The organism is Paenibacillus eucommiae, assembly GCF_017874215.1.
GTDB lineage: Bacteria > Bacillota > Bacilli > Paenibacillales > NBRC-103111 > Paenibacillus_AI > Paenibacillus_AI eucommiae.
Map to the genome: position 1 here is coordinate 16,540 of NZ_JAGGLB010000039.1, position 26,699 is coordinate 43,238.

At 48.0% G+C, this 26,699-nt stretch carries 19 protein-coding genes and 2 pseudogenes; 11 read left to right on the top strand and 10 right to left on the bottom strand.

All coding sequences use genetic code 11. The annotated features are described in order from the left end of the window. Positions 1–29: 29 nt before the first annotated feature. Entirely contained in the window at positions 30–296 is a 267-nt protein-coding gene (locus J2Z66_RS35760; RefSeq protein ID WP_209977634.1) for a hypothetical protein, read from the bottom strand. Between J2Z66_RS35760 and J2Z66_RS35765 the strand changes: the two genes are divergently transcribed. The 5 genes from J2Z66_RS35765 to J2Z66_RS35785 all read left to right on the top strand — a co-directional run bounded on the left by J2Z66_RS35765 (position 295) and on the right by J2Z66_RS35785 (position 12,922). Beyond that, positions 295–1,605 carry an extracellular solute-binding protein gene (locus J2Z66_RS35765; protein ID WP_209977636.1) on the top strand — a complete coding sequence of 437 codons (1,311 nt, stop codon included), beginning with the start codon at positions 295–297 and terminating at the stop codon, positions 1,603–1,605. The two genes, J2Z66_RS35760 and J2Z66_RS35765, sit on opposite strands and share 2 nt — an antisense overlap. A 14-nt stretch (positions 1,606–1,619) precedes the next feature. Continuing rightward, positions 1,620–3,701: a beta-galactosidase trimerization domain-containing protein gene (locus tag J2Z66_RS35770; protein ID WP_209977639.1), complete on the top strand. Its 2,082-nt coding sequence runs from the start codon at positions 1,620–1,622 to the stop codon at positions 3,699–3,701. A gap of 93 nt (positions 3,702–3,794) precedes the next feature. After that, positions 3,795–6,092, top strand: a complete 2,298-nt coding sequence (locus J2Z66_RS35775) for a helix-turn-helix transcriptional regulator (RefSeq protein WP_209977641.1) — start codon at positions 3,795–3,797, stop codon at positions 6,090–6,092. A gap of 277 nt (positions 6,093–6,369) precedes the next feature. Beyond that, positions 6,370–10,458, top strand: a complete 4,089-nt coding sequence (locus J2Z66_RS35780) for a DUF4838 domain-containing protein (protein WP_209977643.1) — start codon at positions 6,370–6,372, stop codon at positions 10,456–10,458. A 292-nt stretch (positions 10,459–10,750) separates the two neighbouring features. Next, complete coding sequence (locus J2Z66_RS35785) at positions 10,751–12,922, top strand: glycosyl hydrolase family 28-related protein (protein ID WP_209977645.1); 2,172 nt, start codon at positions 10,751–10,753, stop codon at positions 12,920–12,922. 572 nt (positions 12,923–13,494) lie between these two features. Here J2Z66_RS35785 and J2Z66_RS44225 read toward each other — a convergent pair. The 3 genes and pseudogenes from J2Z66_RS44225 to J2Z66_RS35800 form a co-directional block, all read right to left on the bottom strand. Further along, positions 13,495–13,695 (bottom strand): annotated as a pseudogene (locus J2Z66_RS44225) (group II intron maturase-specific domain-containing protein); the annotation flags it as partial. A 756-nt stretch (positions 13,696–14,451) separates the two neighbouring features. Then, positions 14,452–14,607 (bottom strand): hypothetical protein, encoded by a 156-nt coding sequence (locus tag J2Z66_RS35795; RefSeq protein WP_209977647.1) that lies wholly within the window; start codon positions 14,605–14,607, stop codon positions 14,452–14,454. 96 nt (positions 14,608–14,703) lie between these two features. Next, entirely contained in the window at positions 14,704–15,201 is a 498-nt protein-coding gene (locus J2Z66_RS35800; protein WP_209977649.1) for a thiol-disulfide oxidoreductase DCC family protein, read from the bottom strand. Between the two features lie 316 nt (positions 15,202–15,517). Between J2Z66_RS35800 and J2Z66_RS35805 the strand changes: the two genes are divergently transcribed. Together J2Z66_RS35805 and J2Z66_RS35810 are read left to right on the top strand one after the other, a co-directional pair. Next, on the top strand, positions 15,518–16,591 hold the full coding sequence (locus tag J2Z66_RS35805; RefSeq protein ID WP_209977651.1) for a DUF3048 domain-containing protein: 1,074 nt from the start codon (positions 15,518–15,520) through the stop codon (positions 16,589–16,591). 9 nt (positions 16,592–16,600) lie between these two features. Then, positions 16,601–17,521, top strand: coding sequence for an NAD-dependent epimerase/dehydratase family protein (locus J2Z66_RS35810; RefSeq protein ID WP_209977737.1), 921 nt, complete (start codon positions 16,601–16,603; stop codon positions 17,519–17,521). Between the two features lies 1 nt (position 17,522). On the opposite strand, the gene J2Z66_RS35815 is transcribed toward J2Z66_RS35810, so the two are convergent. Beyond that, positions 17,523–18,071 (bottom strand): aminotransferase, encoded by a 549-nt coding sequence (locus J2Z66_RS35815; protein WP_209977653.1) that lies wholly within the window; start codon positions 18,069–18,071, stop codon positions 17,523–17,525. A gap of 237 nt (positions 18,072–18,308) precedes the next feature. On the opposite strand from J2Z66_RS35815, the gene J2Z66_RS35820 reads away from it, so the two are divergent. The 4 genes from J2Z66_RS35820 to rlmD all read left to right on the top strand — a co-directional run bounded on the left by J2Z66_RS35820 (position 18,309) and on the right by rlmD (position 22,170). Further along, positions 18,309–18,599, top strand: a complete 291-nt coding sequence (locus J2Z66_RS35820) for a YerC/YecD family TrpR-related protein (RefSeq protein WP_209977655.1) — start codon at positions 18,309–18,311, stop codon at positions 18,597–18,599. 147 nt (positions 18,600–18,746) lie between these two features. Continuing rightward, a complete protein-coding gene (locus J2Z66_RS35825) occupies positions 18,747–19,520 on the top strand; it encodes a sirohydrochlorin chelatase (protein ID WP_312894941.1) in 774 nt (257 codons plus the stop codon). Between the two features lie 40 nt (positions 19,521–19,560). Beyond that, complete coding sequence (locus J2Z66_RS35830; protein WP_209977657.1) at positions 19,561–20,601, top strand: diacylglycerol kinase; 1,041 nt, start codon at positions 19,561–19,563, stop codon at positions 20,599–20,601. Positions 20,602–20,694: 93 nt separating this feature from the next. Next, positions 20,695–22,170, top strand: coding sequence for a 23S rRNA (uracil(1939)-C(5))-methyltransferase RlmD (rlmD, locus tag J2Z66_RS35835; protein WP_209977659.1), 1,476 nt, complete (start codon positions 20,695–20,697; stop codon positions 22,168–22,170). A gap of 457 nt (positions 22,171–22,627) precedes the next feature. Here rlmD and J2Z66_RS35840 read toward each other — a convergent pair whose 3' ends face one another. The 5 genes and pseudogenes from J2Z66_RS35840 to J2Z66_RS35855 form a co-directional block, all read right to left on the bottom strand. Then, positions 22,628–22,870: a hypothetical protein gene (locus tag J2Z66_RS35840; RefSeq protein WP_209977661.1), complete on the bottom strand. Its 243-nt coding sequence runs from the start codon at positions 22,868–22,870 to the stop codon at positions 22,628–22,630. 86 nt (positions 22,871–22,956) lie between these two features. Then, the gene (locus tag J2Z66_RS35845; protein WP_312894945.1) at positions 22,957–23,733 is read right to left on the bottom strand and encodes a site-specific integrase; all 777 of its coding nucleotides are present in this window, start codon (positions 23,731–23,733) and stop codon (positions 22,957–22,959) included. Beyond that, positions 23,707–23,802: pseudogene (locus J2Z66_RS43620) on the bottom strand (tyrosine-type recombinase/integrase); the annotation flags it as partial. The gene J2Z66_RS35845 and the pseudogene J2Z66_RS43620, both read right to left, overlap by 27 nt. 232 nt (positions 23,803–24,034) lie before the next feature. After that, positions 24,035–25,531 (bottom strand): hypothetical protein, encoded by a 1,497-nt coding sequence (locus tag J2Z66_RS35850; RefSeq protein ID WP_209977665.1) that lies wholly within the window; start codon positions 25,529–25,531, stop codon positions 24,035–24,037. A gap of 5 nt (positions 25,532–25,536) precedes the next feature. Then, positions 25,537–26,604, bottom strand: coding sequence for a nucleoid-associated protein (locus J2Z66_RS35855; protein ID WP_209977666.1), 1,068 nt, complete (start codon positions 26,602–26,604; stop codon positions 25,537–25,539). Between the last annotated feature and the right edge of the window lie 95 nt (positions 26,605–26,699).

Here is a 26,699-nt window from a genome sequence, read left to right on the forward strand (position 1 = left end):
CTTGGTCAAGTAAAATATAGAGCACTGTTTTACATTACAAAGGAGGTCAACACATTTATGACAATGTTCTCAACAGTGGTGAGGAAATCGGCAATCGGGAGCATCGTTGCGGTTATGGCGCTTTGCAGTATGGTAGCCTGCAGCAGCGAGAAACCGAAAGAGCCTGCTGCTTCCAACTCTCCGGCCACACCCGGCTCAACGGCTCCGAGTACCGCCCCAAGCAAAACGCCGATCACCATCTCGATGATGGTGCCGCAGTACACGACGGAGCCGGTTAAAGCCGATAGCCAAGGCATGCAGAAGATTCGCGATTTTACCGACTACAACATCGACATCAACTGGGTGGTCGGCGCCGGCTATGAAGAGAAGCTGAACGCGACGATCGCCTCCGGCTCGATGCCGCAGGTGCTCGTCATTCCAGACAACAAGAGCGCCAATATCGTCAACGCCGTGCGTTCGGGCATGTTCTGGGAAGTTGGGCCGTACTTGAAGGATTATCCGAATTTGGCCAGCTTGAATCCGCAAATATTGACCAACATCTCGCTTGACGGCAAAGTGTACGGCTTACCGAGAACACGGCCGCTTTCGCGCGCGGGCATCTTGTTCCGCAAAGACTGGCTCGACAATGTCGGCTTGAAAGTGCCGCAAACGATCGACGAGTTGTATGAGGTTTTGAAAGCCTTCACGCTCAATGATCCCGACAAGAACGGCAAGAACGACACATTCGGCTTGAGCGACCAAGGGGCCGCAATCGACAATCTGGCCATCTATTTCGGCGCGCCGCTGAACTGGGGCGTTCAGCCGGACGGCAAGCTGATTCCTTCCTTCATGGCGCCGGAATATTTGGAGGCCATGAAGTTTAATAAGAAGCTGTACACCGAGAAACTGGTCAACCAGGACTTCCTGATTGCGAAGGACGGTTATGTAGCCAATATCAATCAGGGGAAAGCAGGCTTCTTGTTCACGGCAGTGGATTCGGTAACGACCGCGCTGTTCGCTGATCTGAAGAAGCTGAATCCGCAAGCCGAGCTGGATGTCGCTACTGGCGTCAGCGGGCCGAAGGGCGAATTCATTCAAGCCGATCCGGGATACGCGGGACTCCTGATGTTTCCGAAGAGCAGCGTCAAGACCGAGCAGGATTTGAAAAACATTTTGGGATTCTTCGACAAAATGACGGACAAGCAAATGATCGATTTGACGATGCTCGGCGTCGAAGGCTATACGTATACGATGGAGAACGGCGTGCCGAAAGTGAACACCGACTTATATAATAAAGAGATTAACCCGCTGAATCAGATTATGGTCAAATTAGGCATCTTCGGACCGAAGCCAGGCGATACGCCAATGGAAACCAAATGGAAAGAAATCGTCGCCAGCAATGAAAAGAAAGGCGTATCCAATCCGACAAATCCTTTAATCTCACAAACCAACGTGGAGAAAGGCGCCCAATTGCAAAAGCAAGTGACGGACGCCCGCGGCAAATTCATTATGGGCGAATTGGATGAAGCCGGATGGCAGCAAGCGCTTGAAACATGGCGCAAAAACGGCGGCGATCAAATTATCGCAGAATTCTCGGCCGATTACGCGAAAATCAACAAGAAGTAATGGAGTGATTACGGATGAAAAACCAGTTGTACCGTCAAACGATACGCCGCGGGCTGTTTGACTTCCACGCGGGGGAAGCTGTTCCGGAGGTGCGGTTGAACGCAGCGGAGTATTTCGCGGCCGCTGCCGAAGCGGGCATGCAGACCATTACTTTCATGACCAAGGATGCATTCGGCAACAGCTACTTCGACACGCAGATCGGTCATAAAAATGTGAAGCTGAACGGCGACCTGCTCGCCGAAGCTATAGCCGAGGCCAAGAAGCATAACATCGCCATCATCGCCTATTATAATGTCGGGCTAAACAGCCATGTCGCCGGGGCCAACCCGGATTACCGGCAGCGTGACGCCGATCAGACCCCGATTCAGGAAGCATTCGGCTTCTACGATCTGCTCTGCATGAATTCGCCTTATCGGGATTATGTGTACGGTCAGCTTCGCGAAATCGCGGAACGCTACGAGGTGGCCGGATTTTTCTTCGACATCACGTATGTGTGGGACAATTGCTGCCACTGCGAATATTGCCGCGCGGCGTACCGGAACCGGTTCGGCTGCGATGCGTCCGCGACGCCGGTGCCGGGTACGAAGGAAATGACACAGTGGCAGACGTTCCAGCGCGACATTCGCTACCGGTTTCTGCGGGACGCAGCGAACGGGCTGAAGGCGATTCGTCCGGACTTCCTGATCGGCTGGAATCATGCGGGCGATCCCCGGTTCGGCCAAGTGGAGGCGGACCGGTATGCGGATTATTTCACCTCGGAGTTCCATCCGCCGCACTACATGTACGGCAGCCTGCTAGCGCGCTGGAAGCGGTCGTTCGGCAAGCCGTTTGAGTTAATGATGCCCAGCGAGATGGGAAGCTGGGGGGAATGGACAGTCGCGCCGCCGGAAACGCTGCGCACGACGGCGGCCATCGCCGTGGCGAATGGAGGCTCGATCAGCTTCGGACACGTCGCCTATCCGTCCGGCGCCTTGAAGGGCAGCGTGCCGCAGCCGGTCATGGAGGCGGTTAAGTATGCCAACGATTGGGTTCAATCGCTCGAGCCGTGGCTGCTAGAGGCGGTCAGCGAGCCTTCCGTCGCCGTGCTGTTCAGTATCGGCAACAAGCGCATGCTGGAGGCGTCGGCCCTGCCTCGCAGCCTGGACGAAGGGACCCTGCAAGGCGTACACCGGATCTTGTCAGAAGGGCATATCCACTTCGACTTTCTCGACGAAGACGGGCTAGCGGCGAATATCGGTCGGTACGAAATGCTAATCCTGCCGGATCAAGCATATTTGAGCGAAGATCTGCAAGCCAAAGTACGGGACTATGTGCAGAGCGGCGGCAAGCTGCTAGCCACTGGACGGACCTCCTTGTATCAAGCGAACGGAGAGCGCAGCGAAAACTTCGGACTAAGCGATGTGTTTGGAGCCGACTTCCACGACATGTGGCTGTATGGCGTCTCATACCTGTACCCGGTCGATGCCGCGCTGTCGGGCAACGTTCCGGATATGCCTTTGCTGCTGAAAAATCCGGCACTGCCTTCTCTGAAAGTGTCGCCGACAACCGGGACGAAGCTTTCCGGGCTGATGGAGCCGGCCGTCGAGACGAAAGTTCATCGTCATGTGTACCATCAGCACGCCCATCCGGCAGTTGAGACGCCCCATCCGTCCGTTGTGATCAACGCATTCGGCAAAGGGAGCTGTATGTACATCCCGTTGCCGCTGGAGGCGGGATATTGGAGCAGCGGCTCGCCCTGGCTCCGCAATTTGTATCTCAACGGCTTGCGGGTACTGAATCCCGATCCGGGAATCGTCGTGCACGCACCGCTTTCCGTCGAGGTGAACGTGATGCGGCAGCCTGGCCAGTCGCGCGTGATCGTCCATTTGATCAACGTGCGTGAAGAAACGGCGGCAGGCTCGAGGGCATTCATCGAAGAGGTTCATCCGGTCGGGGAAGTCGAAATTTCGCTGCGGCTGGATGCAGGCCGTGTCCAGTTGATCCCGGATGGAACCGAGCTTGCCGTCAGCAGGCAGTCGGACCGCATCTCGTTTGTCGTCCCGCCGTTCGGCTTGCATGCCGCCGTAGTAATTGAGATAATCGAGCCATCGGTGTAAAACGCGCGTCGGAACCAAATTTATCGACTCTGTATCCGTGCGGGTGAGCTGTTCCCGCGCGATCGATTATGCATCTGTGAGGAGGTGGTTGTCATGAAGCGTAGACCCCCGCGATTATTGGTGCGGCTTATGGTAATCAGTATTTTCGTGGGAGCGATTCCCGTGCTTGTGTTAGGCAGCTTCTCTTACTATTTATTTATGGATCGGGTCGCGCATCAGGTCAATCAACGCAACAGCCAGCTTCTCACGGAAACGCAGATGCGTCTCGAGCAATTGTATACGACCATCGATTTCTCGCTTACGCAATTGGCCAACGCTACCTTGCTGCAAGACGCGGTCGAATGGGACTTTTCCGGGAGCCGCTTTCAGTCGTTTAACGAGCTGTCCTTGCATTTGTACCAGTTGCAAAGTCTGGAAATGGGAATTAGCAATGTGTTCTACATCAACTTTGCCAAGGGCTGGCTGCTGGACAACCATGGGGCGTTCCTGCTCAGCGAGCATCCGGATCGCGACCGGTACATAGGCTATTCCGAAAGGAGCGAAAAGTCGTTCTGGGTGACGCAGCAGGCGGAAAAGGTCACGGCGGACGAAGAAGGAGCGAAGTCGCAGGCGGATATTGCCGCCGTTATTCTGATGAAGCGAACGCCTCTCCACGCGATGAAGCCGACCGGCATGCTGGGCGTGCAGATTCCGCGTTACGAAATCGAGCGCCGGCTGTCCTCCGGCGGCAATCGCGATGCGAAGCTTATGATCGACGCCGATTTGCACATTTTGGCGGCTTCAGAATCCTTCTCCTCCGAGTGGAGCCGGCTGCCTGATGAGTTTACCGCCCATCTCCAGGAGATGGTTCAGCCGGGCAGTCCGGCAACGTTCACATTCGATGATTCGCATTTGGCGGTTGTCAATCGGTCAGCCTATAACGGATGGTACTATGTGTCCATCTATTCGAATGCCGAAATTGCCAAAGACGCCCGCTCGATTCGGAATACGATGTTTATAATTTGCTTCTGCGTCCTCTTGCTTACGCTTCTGATTGCGATGGCTATGAATCGCCGGTTGTATAAGCCGATCCGCAAGCTGTACGATTCAGTCGTTCGCTTGTCCGATTCGCAAGCCGCAGGTAATTACAACGAAATTGAATTGATTGAAGCGCGTCTGGAATCGCTTGTGGAGACACAGATCGGCAAGGATGAATATATCGCGGGCCAGGTCAGCCAATTGCGGGAACTGTTCTTGTTTAAGCTGCTGATCGGCGAGGTTAACCCTGCGGAAGTAGGGTCCAAATCGGCCCATTACGAGTTGAATGCGCAGTGGAAGCAGTTTTGCGTCGTGTCCTTGCAAATTAGCAATTGGGAACGCTCGCGGTACAAGGAAGGCGATCGGGATCTGATGATGATGGCCGTCAAAAATATGATGGGCGAATTGATTCCTGCCGCCAATAGATTGCCTGCCGTTACCATCGGACTGAGTCAGGTTGTCGTTATTGGCAGCACGCACGAGACGCCTGAGCAATTTCGGGAATATGTCGGGTCTTTGATTGTGATGATTCGCAAAGCCGTCGAACGCTATTTGGAGCTGGATGCTATTTTCGGAATCAGCCGTTCGATTCATTCGTTGAAGGAAGCGAACCGCGCCTATCTGGAAGCGACGGAAGCGCTGAAGCAAAAAAGCGTCATCATCGAGCAATCGCTTTTCTTCTTCGAGGATTTGGCGCCCGACCGGATCATCCGGGTCAAATATCCTGCGGCGCTGGAGAAAGCGCTCATTGAAGCGATCGAGGAGAACGACTATGAGCAGGCGAAGGAAAATTTACGGCTGATTTCCCGGTATTTGCTGGAGGCCAACGTCAGTTACCGCGAGCTGCAGCTATATTTGGTGCGCTTGCTCGTCACGCTGTTGACGGACTCGCTCGATTCCGACGAGTTTTTGTCCCAGCTGTTGAATGATCAGAAGACGATTTTCGATCAACTGTTCGAGTTGAACTCCCTGGATGAAATCGAGAACTGGATCGTCGGGAAAGTGCTCAAGCCGTTCATTCAATGGCGGGAAGAGCAGTCGCAGAAGCAGTACTACATCATTACCGAGCAGATGCGCAAAATGATTCACGAGCAGTATCAAACCGATCTTACGATGGAAACATGCGCGGAGCAGTTGAGATACCATCCCGATTATTTACGGCGGGTGTTCCGCAAAGGGACCGGCATGAGCTTCAGCGACTATCTGGCCCAGCATCGACTCAACGTATCCAAGGAACTGCTCGAAAATACGGAATTGACGATATCGGACATTGCGCAGCAGCTCAATTTTCAAAATTCGCAAAATTTTATTCGCTATTTCAAAAAAATGGTCGGCATCACCCCCGGACAATATCGACAAAGCTTGCGGGACTGACATAAAAGGCGAACTGGCGAAATGCTTCGCATTTCGCCAGTTCCTAAACCGCAAGCGCTTGCATAGTTGGGAGCGGCGACGATGAATAAAGGCGTTCGTCTGGAACAGAAGGCGCAGCGTGGAACTCCAGGATGATGCAGGGATTCTTTGGCTACAGCGACATTTTGACCATATGGACGAAAAAGACGAAGGTTAGATTTTTTCGTCCATGAAAGCAAATAAATTCATAATTTTAAATTTATTTCAATTTATTCTATGGTAGCAGGAGGATATGGATATGTTGATTCAAATCAGTCGAAAGATAAGAACTCTGGTAGCAAAGCTTCTGGTTGTCGTTTTACTCGCTTCCGTCTTGCAGTTGAACGGATGGGCTCCTGTCAAAGCGGTTCAAGCCCAAACGCGGTTTAACGATATCGATGCGTCCTATGCCAAGCAAGAAATCGAGGAACTGGGCGCAGCCGGTATCATTTCCGGCTATGAGGACGGAACCTTCGCGCCGGCAAATCCGATCACTCGCGGCGAATTGGCCAAGATCATTGCCTCTATGCTGAAACTGGAGCCAAAACCCGAGAAGGCCAGCGACTTCCAGGATGTGTCAGAAAGCAGCTGGTATCGCGGTTACGTCGGAGCACTCGTCGAAGCAGGCATTACGCAGGGCGTCTCCGAAACAGCGTTCTCGCCCGATTCGAATGTTACGCGGGAAGAAATGATCGTGCTCTTCATTCGCGCTTTCGGATTGGAAAAGAAAGCGCTTCAATGGGAATCGAATGTTACTTGGTCCGATACAGAGCAAATATCCAAATGGGCCAGAGCGTACATCGACTTCGGATATCGAATCGGCTTCGTACGCGGCATTGCCAATCCTGACGGTTCGCTCCGTTTCGATCCGCAAAGCCGCGCCGAACGGCAGGCGATCGCCCGGCTTGCTTTTGAATTCGTATCCAAGCTGGACGAATACATCGAGCAAGCTGAAGAAGTTTTACCAACGGTAATGCCGTCCGCATCGCCAACTGCCGCACCTACGGCAACACCGACTATTGCGCCGACTTCAGCACCAGCCACGGCACCGACTACAGCGCCAACTGCAGCGCCAACTACAGCGCCAACTGCGACGCCGAGCACGTCACCAGAGCCGACTCCTATGCTTGGCAGTATAGCCGGTATTGTAGCCGACACAGCCAGTTCGCCGCTTGCGGGAGCCAACGTCCAGGTAACGGGTACCTCTCGATCGGCTACTACAGACAGCACAGGCGCTTATGCGATTCACGATGTGCATGTCGGCAGTCACACCGTTATCGTAACAAAGAAGGGATATGCCCCATACCAATCAAGTTCATTCCAGGTTACGAACAGCGGAACGGCGGCAGTTAACGTTACCCTTGAACATATGCCGGACCTGAGTATTGTGGCGAATGGCCAGGCACAGTCATTAATTATCATGGAACCGAACGCTGATAATCAGACAAAAACGGCAGCAAATAAATTAGCCGCGTATGTCAAGAAGTCCACTAACGCCATTCTGCCGGTCTTGACGACGACAGAACTGAGCCAGTCTGGCAGTCAGTATGACAACAAAGTACGGATCTATGTCGGAACGAAGGCTCCTCAGACACAAACCGCGATCACGGGCGAACTGCAAGGACTAGGGGATCACGGATTTGTGATATGGCCTTTTGAGCAATCGATTTCTATCATGGGACCGACCGCTTGGGGGACGGAATATGGCGTGGACGAATTCCTTGAACGCTATGTGGGTATTCGTTGGTTGCTGCCTGGACCTGACGGCGAGGATGTGCCGCTGACTGCAAATCTGACGGTTCCCTTTGAACCGGTAAAAGATGAACCAGCCGCCATTTCCCGCCACTTCTTCGGAATGGCTATTCAAGGCGACTGGAGTAGAGATAATCGCATGCAGCAAACGATTAATTTCCACCATAACATGAACGTCTTGTTTGATCCTGCTGTTTTTGCCAATCATCCCGAATTTTATCCGAACGGAGTTCTTCCTACTGATTCTTACGATTGGCAGCCGTGTTTTACGAACGAGACGGTGCAAGCGGCGATCGCGAGAATTATCCAGTATTTTAATCAAAATCCTACTGCGAAATCCTACTCGCTAGGTATTAACGACAAACAAGACAATTTTTGTGAATCCAACCCGAATCACCCTAATTATCCAGGGAAGATGAATTCTATGGGTGTACTGAATATGTCAGACATCTATTATCCTTGGGTTAACCAAGTAGCTGAAGGGGTTTTGGCTGTACATCCGGATAAATATTTTGGATTGCTGGCCTACTTGAATGTTTATGACCCGCCGACCGTTCCATTAAACCCACGCGTCATTCCGTTTATCACGGACGATCGTATGACCTGGATACTGCCGGAACACGAGACGGCCGGAAAAGGACAAACCGCGCTCTGGGAAGCTAAGGCGACAAATATTGGATTCTATGAATATTTATATGGAGCGCCGTACAATCTGCCTCGTATCTACATGCAACAAATGGCGGAAAACTACAAATACGCTCAAGATCACAAGGTGATCGCTCATGTCGCGGAGCTGTATCCGAACTTTGGGGAAGGCCCAAAACCTTGGGTATCAGCCAAATTGCAATGGAATCCGAACCTGGATGTCAATGAATTGACTAGCGAATGGTATGAGCGAGCGGTAGGCGCAGCAGCAGCTCCCTATTTGCAGCAGTACTATGAGTATTGGGAAACCTTCTGGACGACGCGCATTTTCCAGTCAAGTTGGTATCTGGCATGGGTCAATGCGACGAATAAGCGGAATTACCTGAATCTGTTCGACCACAGCTATCTGGAAATCGTGACGAAGGAAGACATGGCCGAGAGCCGTCGCCTGCTGGAGCTCGCCGTTGTCAATGCCGGGGCAGGAAAGCAGAAGACGCGTGCCCAGTTGCTCCTCCGCACATTTGAATACTATGAAGCGTCGGCACTAAGCTATCCGAAGAAAGGAACGGTCAACACGCCTGCGAATGAACAAGCAGCAATGACGATGTTGGACGATATCGAGAAAAGCTACGCGATGGCGAAAAAACGGAAAAGCTTATTGAACGAATTCACCAGTAATCTTATTCTCGATAGAACACTCAAGGAAGATATTTACGCCGGCGCATGGAATGGCTTGCAGAGCACGCTTATTGCCGCCGTACAGCGTTATGTAGATACGGAACCGGCGAACGGAAATGTAAGACCGCGTTTCTACAACGTATTGAGTGGAATTGACTCCTACACCAACCTTACTGCATCTGCGGTCAAAACAACGGCCAGCAAAGAGACCATTTTGCAATCGCTCGATTTCAGTCAAGGAGCGTGGACAGCAGCGATCCCATTCTCCGAGTTTACTGTTATGGGCTCCAACGCCGGCGCGCCTGTAGAAACGAAAGTGTACTTGTTGTGGGATAACGAGAACCTGTATGTCGGGTATGAAAACTTTGACAGTGAAGTGACCACGAATAAATTGATTAAGAGCACCGAGGCGCCGAATAACTGGTGGAAAAGCGGCCAGGACGATTCCGTCGAAACCTATGTGACAGGCGATGTGTCAGCAGGCTATAAAGGATTTTTCACCAATCCTAACGCCGTCAAGTTTGTCTACAAGAAAGGCCCGGCGCCGGATCCGACTACCCAATGGCAAGCAAGTGCGCAAATCGGAATCGACCGCTGGAATACGATTCAGGTCATTCCGTTCTCCAGCATAGGCGTCGATCTGGCTCAGACCAATACCCTGATGGGCTTCTTCTTCCGGGCTTATCACGGGTCCACCAAATTTTTAGGCTGGGGCGGAGGAGCGCCCTGGAAGGATGACAGCTTCAGACCTGTTCATCTTGTAGAACCGACCAATTATTTGGAAAATTCATCATTTGAGCTAGGAAATCCGCAAAAACCTAGTGAAATCACACTCCCTTGGAGACAGTGGGGAACTACGGTCACACAACGCACGTATGAATACGCGCATACAGGCACCTACAGCCTTGTGACCAGCGGAGTCGATCAAGCTGCCGGACCTTATCAGTATACTACCGGAGTGATTACACCTGGCAAGTATAAAGCCGTCCTGTACTACTACTTGCCAACGAATGCAACTACGCCAGGCTCGATTCAACTCTGGACCAACATTCTCAAGTCTGGAGGAGTGAAGATTTCCGATGTGCGAACTGACGTCATACCTTTATCTTGGGCGATAGGGCAGTGGCGGAAGCTGGAGTATATTTTCGAGGTCAAGCCTGATTATAGCGGGGTTGCGCCTGCTCAGTTGCAAGTCTGTGTAGCGCTCCGAGACTTCAAAACGACAGATAAGCTTTATATCGATGATTTCTCATTGTATAAGCTGGCAGACTAAGCTTTAAACAGATTACGGGGGGCGCTGGTCGTCCCCTGTTTTAAGGAAAATGTCGGCTGTGATGCCTTGCAATACAGACGAATTGAATGTCGTGGTTACGCCAAAGTCCTTGTCGAACCCATTTTGACATGATCGGCAGCGTGAATAAGACGCGAATGCGTCTCGCCTATGGGATCGAAAGTTAATAATTGCAGTATTTGTAAGCGTCAACTGATGTGAGAGAAATCCTCTTGCCTATTCCACCAACGATTTCCATACAAATTCATCCATTATCCAGGGAGGTATTCATTCTATGACCCATCCATCCGGTAATTCCAGGCACGAAGACGATTTACAGCATCAGGACCAAACGCAAGCCGCCGGCAATGAGAAAATCAGCAGGAGAGCGCTGCTCACCACGCTCGGAACTGCGGGTGTGGCGATTGCGGCAAGCGGCTTGTTTTCGAGCTCGGTCGCCAAAGCGGTTGGCGGCGAATCGACCGTCACCGAATCGGTTTACGGCGGTGAAGGATGCGATCTGACCATCGACGCCGATTGCGTCAACTTCCGCTATACCGACGATCAGCCGGTGCGGACAGTCGGGGACCGCTTGCGCGAAATCGTCAGCGTGAAAGACTTCGGCGCGATAGGCGACGGGGTTACGGACGATTCAGCGGCCATCGCGGCGGCGCTGGATTACTGCAATTCGCTGAAAAATGCGGCTGTCAACCCCGTATACCAATCGCCTGGCGCCAAGTTGATTGTCCCTCCAGGCACCTACAACGTCAATCAGCCGTTCACCGTGTTTTGTCATCTAGAAGCGCGTGGAGCGGTGTTCCTGTATCCGGATAACTTTGCCGGAACTGCGGTCACAATTGGCGGTACGGATAGCAGCAATGTTCTGATCAACGCTACAATTTCGCTGCCGGATTTGAAAAAGCCGTTAAATCCTGTGCTAACGGGAGGAAGCAAGGGTATACGAATCGCGAACGTGTGGAACTCCGATCTTTATCCAGGCCGCATCTATTATTTCGAAACAGGGCAGCATTACGATTCCATCGGGAAAGGGAATGTCTTTAACCGAATTTATGGGGGATATATCTTGAATAGCAAAATCGCCTATTTGATTCAGCCGACCGGTCCTATAAACGATTCGTTCTGCAACGAACTGGATTTCATCGGCGGTTCGATACAGCAAGTAGGAACCGTGTATGGGGTCAGGACTTCCGGATGGCGGCATGTTGTCCTTAACGGCACAGGTGTCTCTACCATTACGAACGTAAGATTCAGGGGCACAGATTTTGAAGGGTATACGAGCGAATATCATGTATACGCCAACGGCGCTCAATATTGTTTTTTCGATCATTGCCGCTGGGAAGCCGGACTCGTACCGGATCAAGCCCCAGGCAATTATGGCAACTGGTTTGACGTTGTCGCAACCCCAAGTCCTTCCAACTCGTTCTCGCAGCCTACCTACAGGGCATTTAATAACGGGGATAAAGTTGTGCTCGCATCTTCAACCGCGCCGGCCGGGTTGACTAATGGAGAAGCTTATTATGTTATTAATTCCACATCCGGTTCGTTCCAGCTTTCCACTTCGCCCAGCGACACGAGTCCGCAAACATTTACTACTGCCGGCAGCACCGTTCGGTTCACGCTTCCTGTAAGGTTTTTTTTCGACGGCCCTCCAGGATACTATCAGGCAAGCAATAATGAAATCATTGGGGGGACCTACTCCTATCCGAATGCGCAGGAAATCATGTATAACGGCGTTCTGGCCTCCAGCAATCAACTGCGCACTGTCGGTCAGCGGTTTGCGATCGATCAAGCGAAAACAAATGATTTCGGTACACTGGCTGTTTCGAATACGGCCGGAGCGGCATTAAATGCGCTGACCATCTATTCTCAAGATCCGTACTCAGACCCAATCAAATGGAGAATGGGAATTTCGGCGGGCGGTAAGCTCAGATGGAACGGCACAACCGCCGGTCAGTTTGGAATCGATCAGCAAAATCTTGGACCTGCGGACCCTGGATCGCTTCAGCAAAGTATATCGTTTAATTCGGCGAGCCTGATTCAAAATACGAACACGAATAGCGGCACTTCCGCGAGCTCGCAATTCAGGACGAAGGCCGGGGCCAATGCTAGCAACTTGGGAAGCGCTTCCTTTGGTTATTTTCCCGCAGCCAATACGACATTAGGTGCGTTTGCTTCTGGAAAGGTAGTCATTCAGGGGACAGGGACGGGAACGGAATTGCCGAAGGGCGTCGTCTGTTATGCGCCTGCGACCGGAGCGCAGTTCGGTCTCTATATGGGCGGAGGTACGGCCAATCTGACTGTCGATAAAACGAATGGCGTATTTGTCGCCAATGTCGCTGTCGAACCTTCGACGAATCCGGTTGGCGGTGTGTATATATACGCGCACGGAGGCGCTCTTAAGGTGCGCGGAGCCGACGGGACAGTGACAACTATTGCTCCGGCATAGAATAGAATCAACGGGTTCCTGCGTCGGGCGAAGGTTGCGAAACGACCATCGACGCCGATTGCGTCAACTTCTTTATACCGACGATCAGAGACCGGTGTCCATATTGATGCGAACGGCAATGGGATCAACGGCATTAATAATAATCGCTTTTTCCATCGAAGGAGTGGTAAGCGAGTATCATGTTTATGCCAAACAGGCTACGGAAAATTTATTCCATCAATGCCACTGGGAACAAGGGCTGATGGCGGGAACAAACTGGCTGTTATAGTCAAGGGAACTATTGATTGATATACTATATTCCGGTAAAGATCAAAGATAGCATTCGGGATGTAGCAAAAACACACCGCATGAATTAAGAGTAGGGGAAAACGGGGAATTACTTCCCCTGACTCCCCGTCAAACCGTGCATGCGGATTTCCCGCACACGGCTTTCCTTCGTCAGTTCCCCATCTTCAGGAGTGAGTTCTCTTCATCCGTCACAAGATTGCCTATTTCCCTCCTGAATTAGGAACGTGCGGTGAGTAAGTTTGTTAGAAACACCATTCCTGCCGATTCCAATACTTTGTTTGGAATCAGCGAATTTGAACCATAGACTTCTTTTTCCACATAAAGGCTCGCACCCTCATTCGAGTCCATCCATCTAATTCTCGAAACTTGCTTTTTACATTCCCTATACCGAAATCGTTTCCAAATCCTCGTGCAACTTCATTTAGTTTCTTGAGCATTTCTCCAAGGTTGTTCCCTTGTTGTCTTAGGGTAACCTTCCAGATTCTGTCCTTGTATGAGTTGGAACAAAGGTTTTTTTATTTATGAAGGGCGGCGCATGTCTTTAATAAATCATTTTTTTTGAATATGTCAGGGCATGCTTACCCACAAATCATACAGTTATGCAAGGGTGCAAATTACTCAACCACAGGTTATCAACAAGATATCCACAGTATTCACGGGGATACACACAGAAAATTGAAACTTACTCACATACCACCCACAAGAAAACGGCTAATTATCCACATGTTATTCACATTTTGCACATTTTACGGATGTTACATATGTTACTCACGAGGGAAGCCGTAACATATTAAACAGCGTGGATGAGGAGATCTATTTGCTTTAAAGGATTAGTAGGGTAAAGTGTTAAATTTGGGGGGAGAGGATAACGGTTAGAGGACGGGGTTTTGAGTAGCTTAAATTTTGTTATGATCACTATCCCTTTGGCTCAGAAAGATGAAGGTGAAAGTATTTAATACAATTTTTTATTAATTGTTTAAATGATTAGCTCTATTAAAGAGTTAGGAACGAGGCTATACCTAAAAACTGCAAAAAGTGCAGGAATTTTCGCTCAAAGTTGGTGTTTGCATTTGCAGTTTTTTTGAATGTGTATGGTGGGCGGGGATCTTTTTGTTGGTGCAGACTCTGTTCATTTTATCGAGATAGGATTTGATATATGTTTTTTGACATATTTTTTTATATAATCACTATCCCCTATGCTCAGGAAAAAGGTGGGTCAGGTTGGCCTTGATATCTTTTTTTTACTTTTTTAATTCCTGGGGTTGTTCGTCTTCTTCTTTTTCACTGTAGAACAGTTTGTCCCTGTGTTTGTATACGGACCAAGAAGCCAGTAGAATGCCGATTATTAGGATGATGGAAAGCCAGTATTGAGAAAGAAAGCTCCATACGGTGTTCATTTGTTTGTTCTCCTTTTGCAGGCGTTTAGCCTATTTTTTACTGGTGCGGTGGCATTCATGCATGGCTTTGGTTGATTTGGGTTGAATTTGTTGAATTTATGGGAGAAACCGTTTTTTTGTTTCTGGTGTAGGGAGCATGCATTGTTCCTGGCGGCCAAACCAGCGGTATCTGTTGCGGGCAATAAGGTCATAAATAGCATTGCGTATAAAGGGTGGGATAAGAATTCCTATATAGAGCAATGGCCAGGCTCCACGCAAACGTCTAGCGATGCGCAGGGCTGCAGATGAGCGGGTGTAGCAGTTCGTTCCTTCAATAAGAAGGATTGTGTTAGGTTCATCAGACTTATGCGGATGCGAGGGATTCAACGAATCCAACGGTTTCAATGGGTCTAAAGAAGCTCCTGGTTTTGTTGGATCTGTTGGATCTAAGGAAGCAAGCTGCTGCAGGATCGCTTGTCCGGTTGTGGATTGCTGGGCGGCGAACTGGAAATGTCCTTTTGGGTCCCGGCGGATGATGAATTGGACGGCTCCATTACAAAGATTGCAGACGCCGTCAAAAAGTATCGTAGCTGGCTGGTTCGAAGCTTTTGTCATGCGGCATGCCCCCTTGTAATACACGGATGTTCTGATATTTATATTATAGCAAACATAGCTGGCGATAGTGAGTATGAAAAGTAAATATGGATAGTTATTTTGAATAGTGATTTCGGATAGTGAATTTGAAAAGTAAATATGAATATTGTAGTGAATTTGAGTTTTCAATTCCAGAAGCAGGGAATCTTCTATGGGAAAGCGAACTACTTAGGGAGTTTATTAAACCAGAAGAGTTGTCTCAGTTGTCTCGAAAGTCGATACATAAAGTTGCCATATGAAAATTGTTAGACGAATTTGTGTTAAGAGGTGCCTACATATGAAGTTGTTGAAAGCTTATCGTAAACAGACGATCAGTGTTTTATTGCTGCTTGGATTAACAGGAACTGTAATTACGGGGTGTGGGGGTGGAACTTTAAAGGCGATACCTACTCCAGGGCCGGTTGAAACTTCTACGCCGATTCCGACAACGGCTCCTTCACCTACACCTGTGCCTGCTCCTTATAGTTTTCCGTTTACCGGGATGCCTAGTCAAGAGGAAGTGAAAAGTCGTCCTTTTATTGTTATGGTGGAAAATTCTCCGCAAGCAAGGCCGCAAACGGGTCTGGATCAGGCTGATATTGTGTATGAGATTTTAGCTGAAGGCGAAATTACTAGGTTTGTGGCTGTATATCAAAGTCAGGATGCGAAGGTGATAGGTCCGGTTCGGAGCATTAGGCCGTATTTTGTGGAAATTGGTGCGGGTTTGGATGCTGTGATTGTACATGCGGGCTGGAGCCAGGATGCGATGAATATTTTGGTGGGACGGAAGCTTGCGCATTTGGATCAGGTTTATGGTGATGATGCTTTTTATTGGCGGGATAAGGATCGTAAAGCTCCGCATAATCTGTATACCTCTGTGGAAAAAATGAAGCTGGGGGCAGAGACGCGCAAGTTCCGTGAGGAATGGAAGGGGCCTGTGCTTTCTTTTGCCAAGGATGGTAAAAGTACTTTTCAGACAAGCAGTGCAGCAACCAGTGCAACAAAAATAGAAATCCCCTATATAAGTGGGTATGTAGTGTCGTATGAATATGATGTCGAGAGTGGTCAATATAAGCGTACGATGGCTGGCAAGCCGCATCTTGATAAAGAAAGCGAAAAGCAGCTGACTGCGACCAATTTGCTGGTGCTTGAGAGCAAGCATCAAATTCTGGATAATGCGGGGCGGCGCAATGTTGATATTTTTGGACCGGGTAAGGGCATTATGCTGCAGCAGGGCAAACAGATTGAAGTAACTTGGGAGCAGAAAAATGGAATTATACGCGCATACGATGGAGCCAATGAAGTACGGCTGCTGCCAGGCACGACCTGGGTACAGATTGTTCCTATCAACTCGGCGGTTAAGGTGGAATAAGTGAATCCTATGCATATTTTAGTCACTGGTGGGGCTGGTTTTATCGGCTCGCATTTGGTGGACGTTTTAGTCGAAGAAGGGCATAGCGTCGTTGTGATCGACAATTTAAGCAGCGGGCATGCTGCCAATGTGAATGACAAGGCGGAGCTGTATCAGCTTGATGTGACTGACGATAGGCTGGCCGAAGTATTTGCTTCTTTTAAGCCAGAAGTGGTGTATCATCATGCTGCTCAGGTCGATGTGAGCGCCTCGCTTAAGAATCCGCTGCATGATGCCAATGTCAACATTCTCGGAACGATACATATGTTGGAATTATGCCGGAAATATCAGGTTCGCAAATTGATCTACGCTTCTTCCGCGGCGGTCTATGGAGCTCCACACTACCTGCCGATTAATGAGGCGCATCCGATTCACCCGCAATCCTCTTATGGGATATCGAAGTTTACTGCGGAACCCTATATTCAAATGTATGCGCAGCTGTACGGACTGGATTACACCATTCTGCGTTATGCCAATGTGTATGGAATCAGGCAGGACCCTTATGGGGAGGGTGGGGTGATCTCTATTTTTATCGATAAGCTGCTCCGTGAGGCTTCGCTTGTGATTTATGGGGATGGCGAGCAAACGAGGGATTTTATATATGTAAAAGATGTGGTCAGCGCGAATCTGGCCGCATTAACGAGGGGAAGCGGGTCCATACTGAATATAGGCTCGAATCGTTCGACCAGTATTCATGAAATTTACCGGATGCTGTGCGAAATTCTGGAATGCTCCGCTGTTCCTTCTTATGAAGAGAGCAGGCCTGGAGATATCGGTCATAGTCTTTTGGATCATACACTTGCCGCGGAGAAGCTGGGGTGGATGCCGGATTACTCGCTTCTCCGCGGATTAACGGAAACCTGTGGTTATTATAGCAAAATAATGAGGTAGCTTAGCGGCGTCTGCCGATGGTTTTGTTGGTGGTTATGCGTTTGTTGGTGCTTAGGCCTTTGCCTTTGCTGTAGGGGCGTCTGTTTGCGCCGGGTTTGGTGCTGCGTTTGCGCCTTCTTTTGGGAAGCTTGCCGTAGCGGAATTTTTCTGCAGTTTTGGCTTTGCCTCCGGTGAAGCTGTTGAACAGCACTTTGAGCATGGGAGCCATTTGTTGAAAGCTGGACATTACTTTTTGAACTTTGGTCATCGTTCCTACGATCCCTTCAACGCCGCCCATGCGTTCCACAAAGCCTTTGATCTGATTAAAGTTGAGGCCGTTTAGTATGCCGGATCCCGTGGAGGCTCCTGTTCCTAATGCGGTTCCACCTTCATAAGGGACGGGCAGACCCGATACGCCTTGCGGAAATCCTTGCGGTATGCCCTGTGAAAGCTCAGCAAAAGAATCTCCCCCAAGTCCCGGGTAGCCGCCAAAGCCTCCAGCAGGTGGGCTGGTGAAGCTTCGTATATATGCATCTTGCTCGCTGTCAAGCATTGTTCTGTTTGAATTCACGTGGATTCACAACCCTTTACTTGAATTTTCTACTACAGGTTATGTGAGCAGCCTAACTTTGGATTGGACGAATGTCCCGATTTCTATGTATTTATCACGATTTAACTCATTAACGCAGAGAAATTTTAACGTTTTGCCGATTTAAAGGAAGGAATTCTGCAGGCGAGTGTCGAAAGGATAAAGCAAGGCTTGTCACGCAAGCCAATCCTACACGTTCTTCCAGGAGTTGATAATGAAATGCAACTGAAAAAACTAGATGATAAAGCTATTGACCAGCTATTTGAAGCGATTTTGACGCTCAAGGATCTGGAGGAGTGCTACGTATTTTTTGACGATTTGTGTACGGTTAATGAAATTCAATCGCTGTCCCAGCGGCTTGAAGTTGCACGCATGCTGCGCAAAGGTCACACATATAATCAAATTGAGGCGGAAACAGGGGCCAGTACGGCAACCATATCACGCGTCAAGCGCTGCTTGAACTACGGCAATGATGGCTATATCCTGACTCTGGATCGACTTGATCGCTAAGCAGGCTTAAACCACGGTTCCAAAAAGCATGAGGAAATCCTTCTTTGCCTTGGTGAAGCAAGGTTTTTTCTCGTCTCATTGACAGCTGTGAGCTCGTTCGGGTAGCATTAGCATAGAAGGAATTGTTTGTGGAACGGGTGAGAACAGATGATGCAAAAATTCGGGGTCCTGGTCATTAGTCATGGATCAAGAGATTCCGATTGGGTAAAGCTTGTAGATGAAGCTATTTGTGCGGTTCCAATGCCGATTGGAGTGCCTGTTGCCGCCTCGTATCTTGAGCTGGTCGAAGGCCGCCTCATTCAAGACGGCATTAACACCTTAGAAGCGCAGCATGTGACGGATATTATTGTGGTTCCTCTCTTCGTTTCATCTGGAAGCACGCATATTGATGAGATCAGCTATTCGCTTGGCGTTATTCCCGAGCCGACGTTGGAGACGGATATGAGACCTTTTGACATTCAGGCGCGCATTCACTTCACTTCACCGATTGATGACGATCCGATCATTGCCGACATTATTTATGAGAACATTCAAGCCTTGTCCGTGAACCCGGGCCGTGAAGTTGTGCTGCTCGTCGGTCATGGAAGCATTGAGAAGGGCTTTCACCTCAAATGGCGCAGAGGTCTTGAGAAGCTGGCTCAGCGGCTTAAAGCGCTTGGCGGCTTCGACGAAACAGACGTGGCTATGCTGCTGCCGGATCAGGTGAAGCGCAAGATGCTCTGGTGGAGCACACGAAAGCCGGAGCATGCGGTTATCGTTGCACCGCTTTTTTTAAGTGAAGGTTATTTCACCAGGAAGGTGATTCCGGCAAGAATGGAGACCTTCGATTATCGCTACAATGGCCAGGCGCTGCTGCCGAGCCCGTTGATTTCGCAGTGGATCCGGCGTCAGGCCGAGCCTTTCTTAGGTAAGCAAAGCTAGCATAAGCGGACTAACAATTTCGGGCGGGTGACGATGAAGTATGATGAAAAGAGCAAGATTAATCTATAACCCAACTTCGGGCCGGGAAGAGATGAAGAAGCGTCTGCCGGATATTCTCCAGCGGCTGGAGCGGGGAGGACTCGAAACCTCCACGCATGCCACGATAGGAGAAGGAGACGCCACGCTGGCGGCTTCGAGAGCAGTGGATGAAGGATTTGACGTAATTATCGCAGCAGGCGGCGACGGCACGCTCTGTGAGGTTGTAAACGGCATGGCGGAGCGGGAGCATAGTCCGAAGCTGGGGATTCTTCCTCTCGGGACTACGAACGATTTTGCCAGAGCTTTAAATATCCCTAAGAACTGGGAACAGGCATGCGACATTATTGTGAAGCAGTACTCGCGCGATATCGATGTTGGGAAGCTGAACAACCGCTATTTCATCAATATTGCCGGCGGCGGCTCCATGACAGAGCTAACTTACGAAGTGCCCAGCAAGCTGAAAACAGTGATCGGCCAGCTCGCTTACTATATGAAGGGCCTTGAGAAGCTGCCGCGGCTAAGACCTACCGAAATTTACATAAAGTCGGAGGAAATGACGCTACACGAAGAGGTCATGATGTTCCTGATCTCTAACAGCAATTCAGTCGGAGGCTTCGAGAAGCTATCTCCCGATGCCAGCTTGAATGATGGACTCTTCGATGTCATTATTCTCAAACGCTGCAATCTGGCGGAATTCATCCGGGTCGTATCGATGGCGCTGCGCGGCGAGCATCTGAATGACCCTAATATCATCCATTTTCAAACGCGTCATATCGAAGTCAGCTCCCCGGACTACGTGCAGCTCAATCTTGACGGTGAATTCGGTGGAACTCTCCCCTGTGTTGTCACTAATCTGCAAAATCACCTCCAGGTCATCGTAGATGAATCCGGCCAGTCCACCTATAAGAAGACACTCATGGAAACGATCACCAAGCCATTCCAGCACAACGGTCACGGGCATGAGGAGACGCATTATGAGTCCTTTGAGGAGGACGAGGATGCTGAGGAGCGTGAGGATGAGAGCGGGCGTGGCGGGAAGTAGTGTTGGGTGAGTTAGTAGGGCGAATGGGATGATTAGTGAAAAAGACTAGTGCTAAGATCGAGAAGGAATCGAATTACTATTTTAAGGAGTATTATGAAGCGGAAAAATGGAACCGGCACACGACCGGATAAACATAAAAGCAGTAGTCTGCCGGTGGAAAAGAACGTAGAGTACGAAGCAGAAATTGTGGGGATTAACCATGATGGTGAAGGGGTAGGCCGTGTGAATGGCTTTACCCTTTTTGTCGCGGGTGCTCTGCCGGGTGAGCGGGTGCTCCTGAAGGTTGTTCATACTAAGAAGCAATACGGTTATGGGAAGCTCCTGCGTATTATTGAAGCTAGTCCAGAACGCGTGAAGCCGGATTGCGGGATTTATGAGCAGTGCGGCGGGTGCCAATTGCAGCATCTTAGCTATGAAGCGCAGCTGAAGGTGAAGCGGCAGCAGGTTGTTGATAATTTAGAGCGGATTGGGAAGCTTCGGGTTTTTCGGGAGGATTTAGTACAAGAGCAAGGACAAGATAAAAGTCAAGGTCAAGGGATAATTGTTCATCCGACTCTTGGTATGAATGATCCATGGAGGTATCGGAATAAGGCTCAGGTTCCTTTTGGTGAAGAAGAGGGCGGGCTGATTGGCGGATTTTATGCGCAGGGAAGCCATCGGATTATTGATATGGAGAAATGTCTGATACAGCATGAGGCTAATGATGATGTGGTTGCTGAGGTTAAGAAAATCGGTAAGCAGCTTGGTATTAGTGCGTATCGGGAGGAGACTCATCAAGGCTTGCTACGTCATGTGGTGGTTAAAGTGGGTTTTCGGACAGGCGAGATTATGGTTGTGCTTATAACCAATGGAACACGTATTCCGCATGAGCGGGAATGGGTCGAGGGCATACGCGCGGCGGTCCCTGGTGTGAAAAGCATATGCCACAATGTAAATACGAAACAGACAAATGTGATCTTCGGTGATGTTACCCGCGTCTTGTGGGGAAGCGAGGTCATTTATGATTATATAGGTGAGATCAAGTTTGCGATTTCGCCGCGCTCTTTTTTTCAGGTGAATCCTGTGCAAACGGATTTGCTTTATGGTAAAGCTCTCGAGTACGCCGCGTTAACCGGCGGGGAGACAGTAGTCGATGCTTACTGCGGCATCGGCACGATTTCACTGTTCCTAGCCCAGCGGGCGGGACAAGTGTATGGGGTTGAGATCGTCGAGGAAGCGATAGCGGATGCACGGAAGAATGCCGAGTTAAACGGCATAACGAATGTGCATTTCGAGGCAGGCCTTGCGGAAGTGGTCCTACCCGCTTGGAAAAGTCAGGGCGTTAAGCCTGACGTGATCGTGGTGGACCCGCCCCGCAAGGGCTGCGAGCTATCGCTGCTTGAGACGATCCTCGAGCTGCAGCCGCGGCGCGTGGTATATGTGTCGTGCAACGCATCGACACTGGCGCGCGATCTGCGCGTGCTCGAGAACGGCGGCTACCGGACAGTGGAGGTGCAGCCTGTGGATATGTTTCCGCATACGACACATATCGAGAGCGTCTGTTCCTTGATCTATAAGGGTTTTGAGTGAGTTAGTGGGGGAGTTGGGGACGAAATGGGGACGCGAGCAAATTCGCGTCCCCATTTCAATACTATTTGGAGTTTGCCGAATACATTTCCATTTGATGAAGGTCGATGATCATGTTGCCCTTTTTAAGGATATCTAAACCGATGAGGCCGTTTATGTAATTGATGTCTTCATGGAACACGCCAAAATCTATCTATGCTGATATCTGTCATGATTAGATCACCAAGGTGAATTTGATCAACTCGTTTTCGAAACGAGTATTCGTCTCCACCCACCCCAAAGCTTCGCACAAGTATATCGCCATTTTCGAATTTGATGCCGATCTCTGATACAATATCAGAAGATAGAAGAGAATGCGCCGCGAGTATCAATTATTAAATTGTCGATTGTTAACGAGTGTCCTCTATAACAGATCGTTAAGGATGCTTGAAGCAAACCATCGAGATAATCCATCTGCATCTTATCGGCTCCTGTAGAAGGGATTTCTTATAATCTCAATAGCTATCTTATCTTGACCAGTATGATAGACGATGTTGTTATCTCTACATTTCAACAGTTCCTTGGTTGCTTCATCTGGATCTTGAATCGCTTTAACTAATGCGACTTCATCAACATATTGAACACTATCTTCTGTATGAGAATTCAGGATTTCAAGAAAGACACATTGATCGGGGTAAATATTACGAACCTCTTGCCATTGCATAGCATAACACCTCGCTAACGGGTATTTTCTTTCTTCATTATACCATACTTTCAGGGGCTAATAGGGTGGTGTGAGTATTATTCGGTTCATTCCTGTCTTCCGGTCAGGAAGGATTCAAATTTGTCAGCAGCAGCCCTATCAGCGGAACGAAGGGCGAATCCATAGATGTTCATAGTTACTTGAATATTTCCATGGCCCAGTCTCTCAGAAATGATTTTGGCATGAACTCCTTGGTTGATCAGTAATGTAGCGCTAGTATGTCGAAGACTGTGGAACTTAATGTACCTGAGATTGTTTTTCTTGAGAAAAGCACGGAACCACAGGTAAGGTCGTTCCTGATGGAACGCTTTGCCGTCCGGATGGCAGAACATAAAATTGTATTTGCCACCTTGCCATCGATCTCCAACTTTATCTCTTTCATCAAGTTTGTGTGAATAATAATCCTTCAGTTCTTCCAGCATGGAAGGGGGGAGAGCGACTTTTCGTTTTGACGCTTTGGTCTTGGGCTCCTTTACATGAACGATACCCGCGGGAGACATAGAAACGCTTTGTATTACGCTAAGAACGCCCATCTCCCAATCAATATGATGCCATTCCAATCCAAGCAGTTCGCCGCGGCGTAGTCCCGTAGTCAGGGCAAGGGTAATCATGGTCCGCCAATGGATCGATTCTTTCTGAAGAGCTCTGAGTAACTGTGGGTTCAGCTTAAGTAACTTCCATTCAACGGCTCTTGAAAAAATGTTCTTCAGTACACGGTGATTAATCTCTATCGTACCGGTTGATAGGTTTCCTTTTCTAAAGCCTTGTCTCGCGCCATCCTTGGTTAAAGAGTCGAGGAAGCTTACAATGTGGATGGTTTTGATTTGGTCCAACTTAAAATGCCCGAATGTTGGTAAGATTCTATTTTTCAAGTTAGATTTGTACGTGTATAAAGTCTTTTCGGCGAGCTACTTTTAGCCGTGGCTCGTTTCCGAAATACCAAAAAACCACTATAATTTATAATAAATTGGACATAAAATGTCGAGTATAGGACAAATCATTCGCGAAAATTGTACCTTTTCAGAAGGTCTGAAATGAATCTACAGGGTGAAGAAGGAACATAAGCTTTTTATTTTTTAGTAACAGTAAAGCTCAATTTCCTCACAGATAGTGTATAGGTTTCTCTTATGTTACCAAGCTTATTATCCAGTTAATGAACTGTTGGAAATGAGAATACAGCCAACTAATTACTCCATGGAGCTTTAAACCAAAAATAATTGTAATTAAGCTAATCCCAATGCTCGGCCAAACAGTCCAATGGAGATACCTCCTGAATATGTTAGTTTGCCTCTCAATACTGTTTCCTGTGATAGTATCAATTCGATCTTCAAGGAAAATCTTTTTGTAGTCTGTAACTCGTTTTTCATATACCTCAATGATGGCTTTCTTATTGGTATTCGCAAGTGTACTGTAATAGATGGTAAGTGCAATTGAGAAAAAGCTGTAAACGTAGAGAATCCAAGGAATATAGGCTTGGTTATCTGGTTTATTAAAGCCTATAGCAGCAGTGATGGCGGTAGCGAGCAAACCAAACAAGTTCTTTGTTACAATATCAGTTAACCCAGATAGTTGTTTGTTAATTTCGTTAGAAGTTGTTCTAATAAAATCTTCAACTTGCTTTCTCTCATCTAGGTATGATTTTACGCTTTTTTGAATGTAAACTCGGTAATTCTCTTTTACCATCTCAAATACTTCAGAAACATTTTGTAACAGCGATTCCATGTTCGGATTGTTTTCTTCTTTTATGTGTAGATTAATTATATTTTGGATCAATCCAATCTTGTCTGCTGTCTTTTCACTATAAGCCCACTCGTAGAGGGAAAATATTCTATCAATTTGTTCCTTTTCACATGAATCAGGAACAACAAGTTGGAATTTTGTTTGTTTAAGTCCGGAGTACGTTGATTGATACAACTTCTTTTCATCTAAGTATTCTGTATTCAATGCTGTAAATGCGATGCACATCGCGGCAGCCTTCTGACTTAAGAATACACTTAGTGCATTCGTTTTGTTCTCATTAAAATAAAACACATCGGGTGGAAGAAAGCTTATTTCCCGATTCCAGCGAATATTTTCATTCCGTTCTTTTATTTTGTCAAGAGTACCTTTGAAAAGTTTCTCTGGCTCATCGAAGGGAGTTTCAAGAACATTTATATCGCCTATTGCAATAAACTTGTTCGAAATAACAGTCGAGTACCCAGGATCATCATAAATAACAATATAAGTTAGCTGATTACGATTATTAAACACAAAGTGTTCAAGACCAACAAAGCTCAAATCTTGTAAGTTGTCCAACAATATACTTCCTTGAGAATAGGTGTGGACATTATAATCAGCTGATAGAGTTGGAGAGATCATACCCGATTTCTTAAGTTCAACTTTTAATTCAACAATGTCACTGCACAAGTCTACGGTACTCGTTAGTAATGTGTTCTCCAAAGGTAATAAGAGAATATATTCATCATCAAGGTACAAAGAGTAATCTGTTCCCCATACAGTTGAGAACTCAGATACAAATTGGTCAATTTTAACCTTTTGGAGACGGTTTGAATAAACAACGTTACTCCGAGTTTCGCTCCTATGTGAAAAGCCTGTTGTTTTTAATAAGTCCAACCATTCCATATAGATCAGTCCATTTTCTTTATTTTCAGTCCTTTAATAGTAATATCAGCTACTTCTTCACCCGAGGCATCCCTGCGTCTTGTTAGTATGAATTTATCGGAGTCATTGTAAATTGCAGGGTCAATCTCAAGACGTGCTCCTTCGAGAAATATTTGCCTTTTTCTAGAATACACCTGTGCGATTTCTTGGGACTTAACAAATTCTAAACGTCTAACACCATTTCTTTCGAACTCTGCAATCAACGAGTCGATATATAGCTTTCTCTCTGATTCAGGTAAGTCCTCGCTAAATTGGGATTCTACAAATTGGGCTACTTTTATATTCTCAGTGTTAACGACCAAATTAACCGCATTGTCAAAAATCGATTTTTTCTTTTGAGGAGTTATTGCAGCAGTTTCGACAAATTGCCTGACACCTTTTATGAAGCCTGTGGTATTGGTTTTGGAGTCATCAATCAATTCTACATTCAGGAATTTCCTTTGAAAGAATTGAGATATGTCTGCTTCATCCGATTTGCTCTTTTGTCTGTCTAGAATAATTAATTGGTATTCATCGCTGGATCGTTTGATAAATGCAGCTTTTTGAAGTTTTGATCCTAACTGGGGCCAACCACTCCCTAATTTCTTGATACCGATATATCTTCCACTTGGTGTATCAACTGCCTCAGATATGTAATTATCCTTATAATCTAGTTTAAGCAGACAAATATATTCAATGCCATTGCAATTCGCAAGACAAATTGCAACATCTGCTGCTGATATTGTTTTATTAGTCATTGCATTAAAAAGGAGCCTAGCCAAGATTTTCGAACCTGAGACAAATTGACTTTGTGAGTCATCAAGAATTTTGTAGCTTTCTGTTAATACTTGATTCATATCTGAATCAGAAAAGTAAGCGTAACGGATTCTTCCGTCCTCAAAACCATTCTTGGTGTGAGTCTCAAGTACAGTTCTTAATTCGTCATCCATATTTAATGGGAGATCGGAAAGATCTAATCCTGCGTTTTGTTCCTTTTGATTATCAAGGCGGTGTATCATAGCCGAATGAATTCGAAGCTGTTCAACTTTTAACATATATTTTTGTGTTCTCTCCTTATTTAGCAACTTGCGCCGGGTATAGATTTAATGGATCGAAGTATAATAGGAAATAATTAGAAAAGGACGGTGAA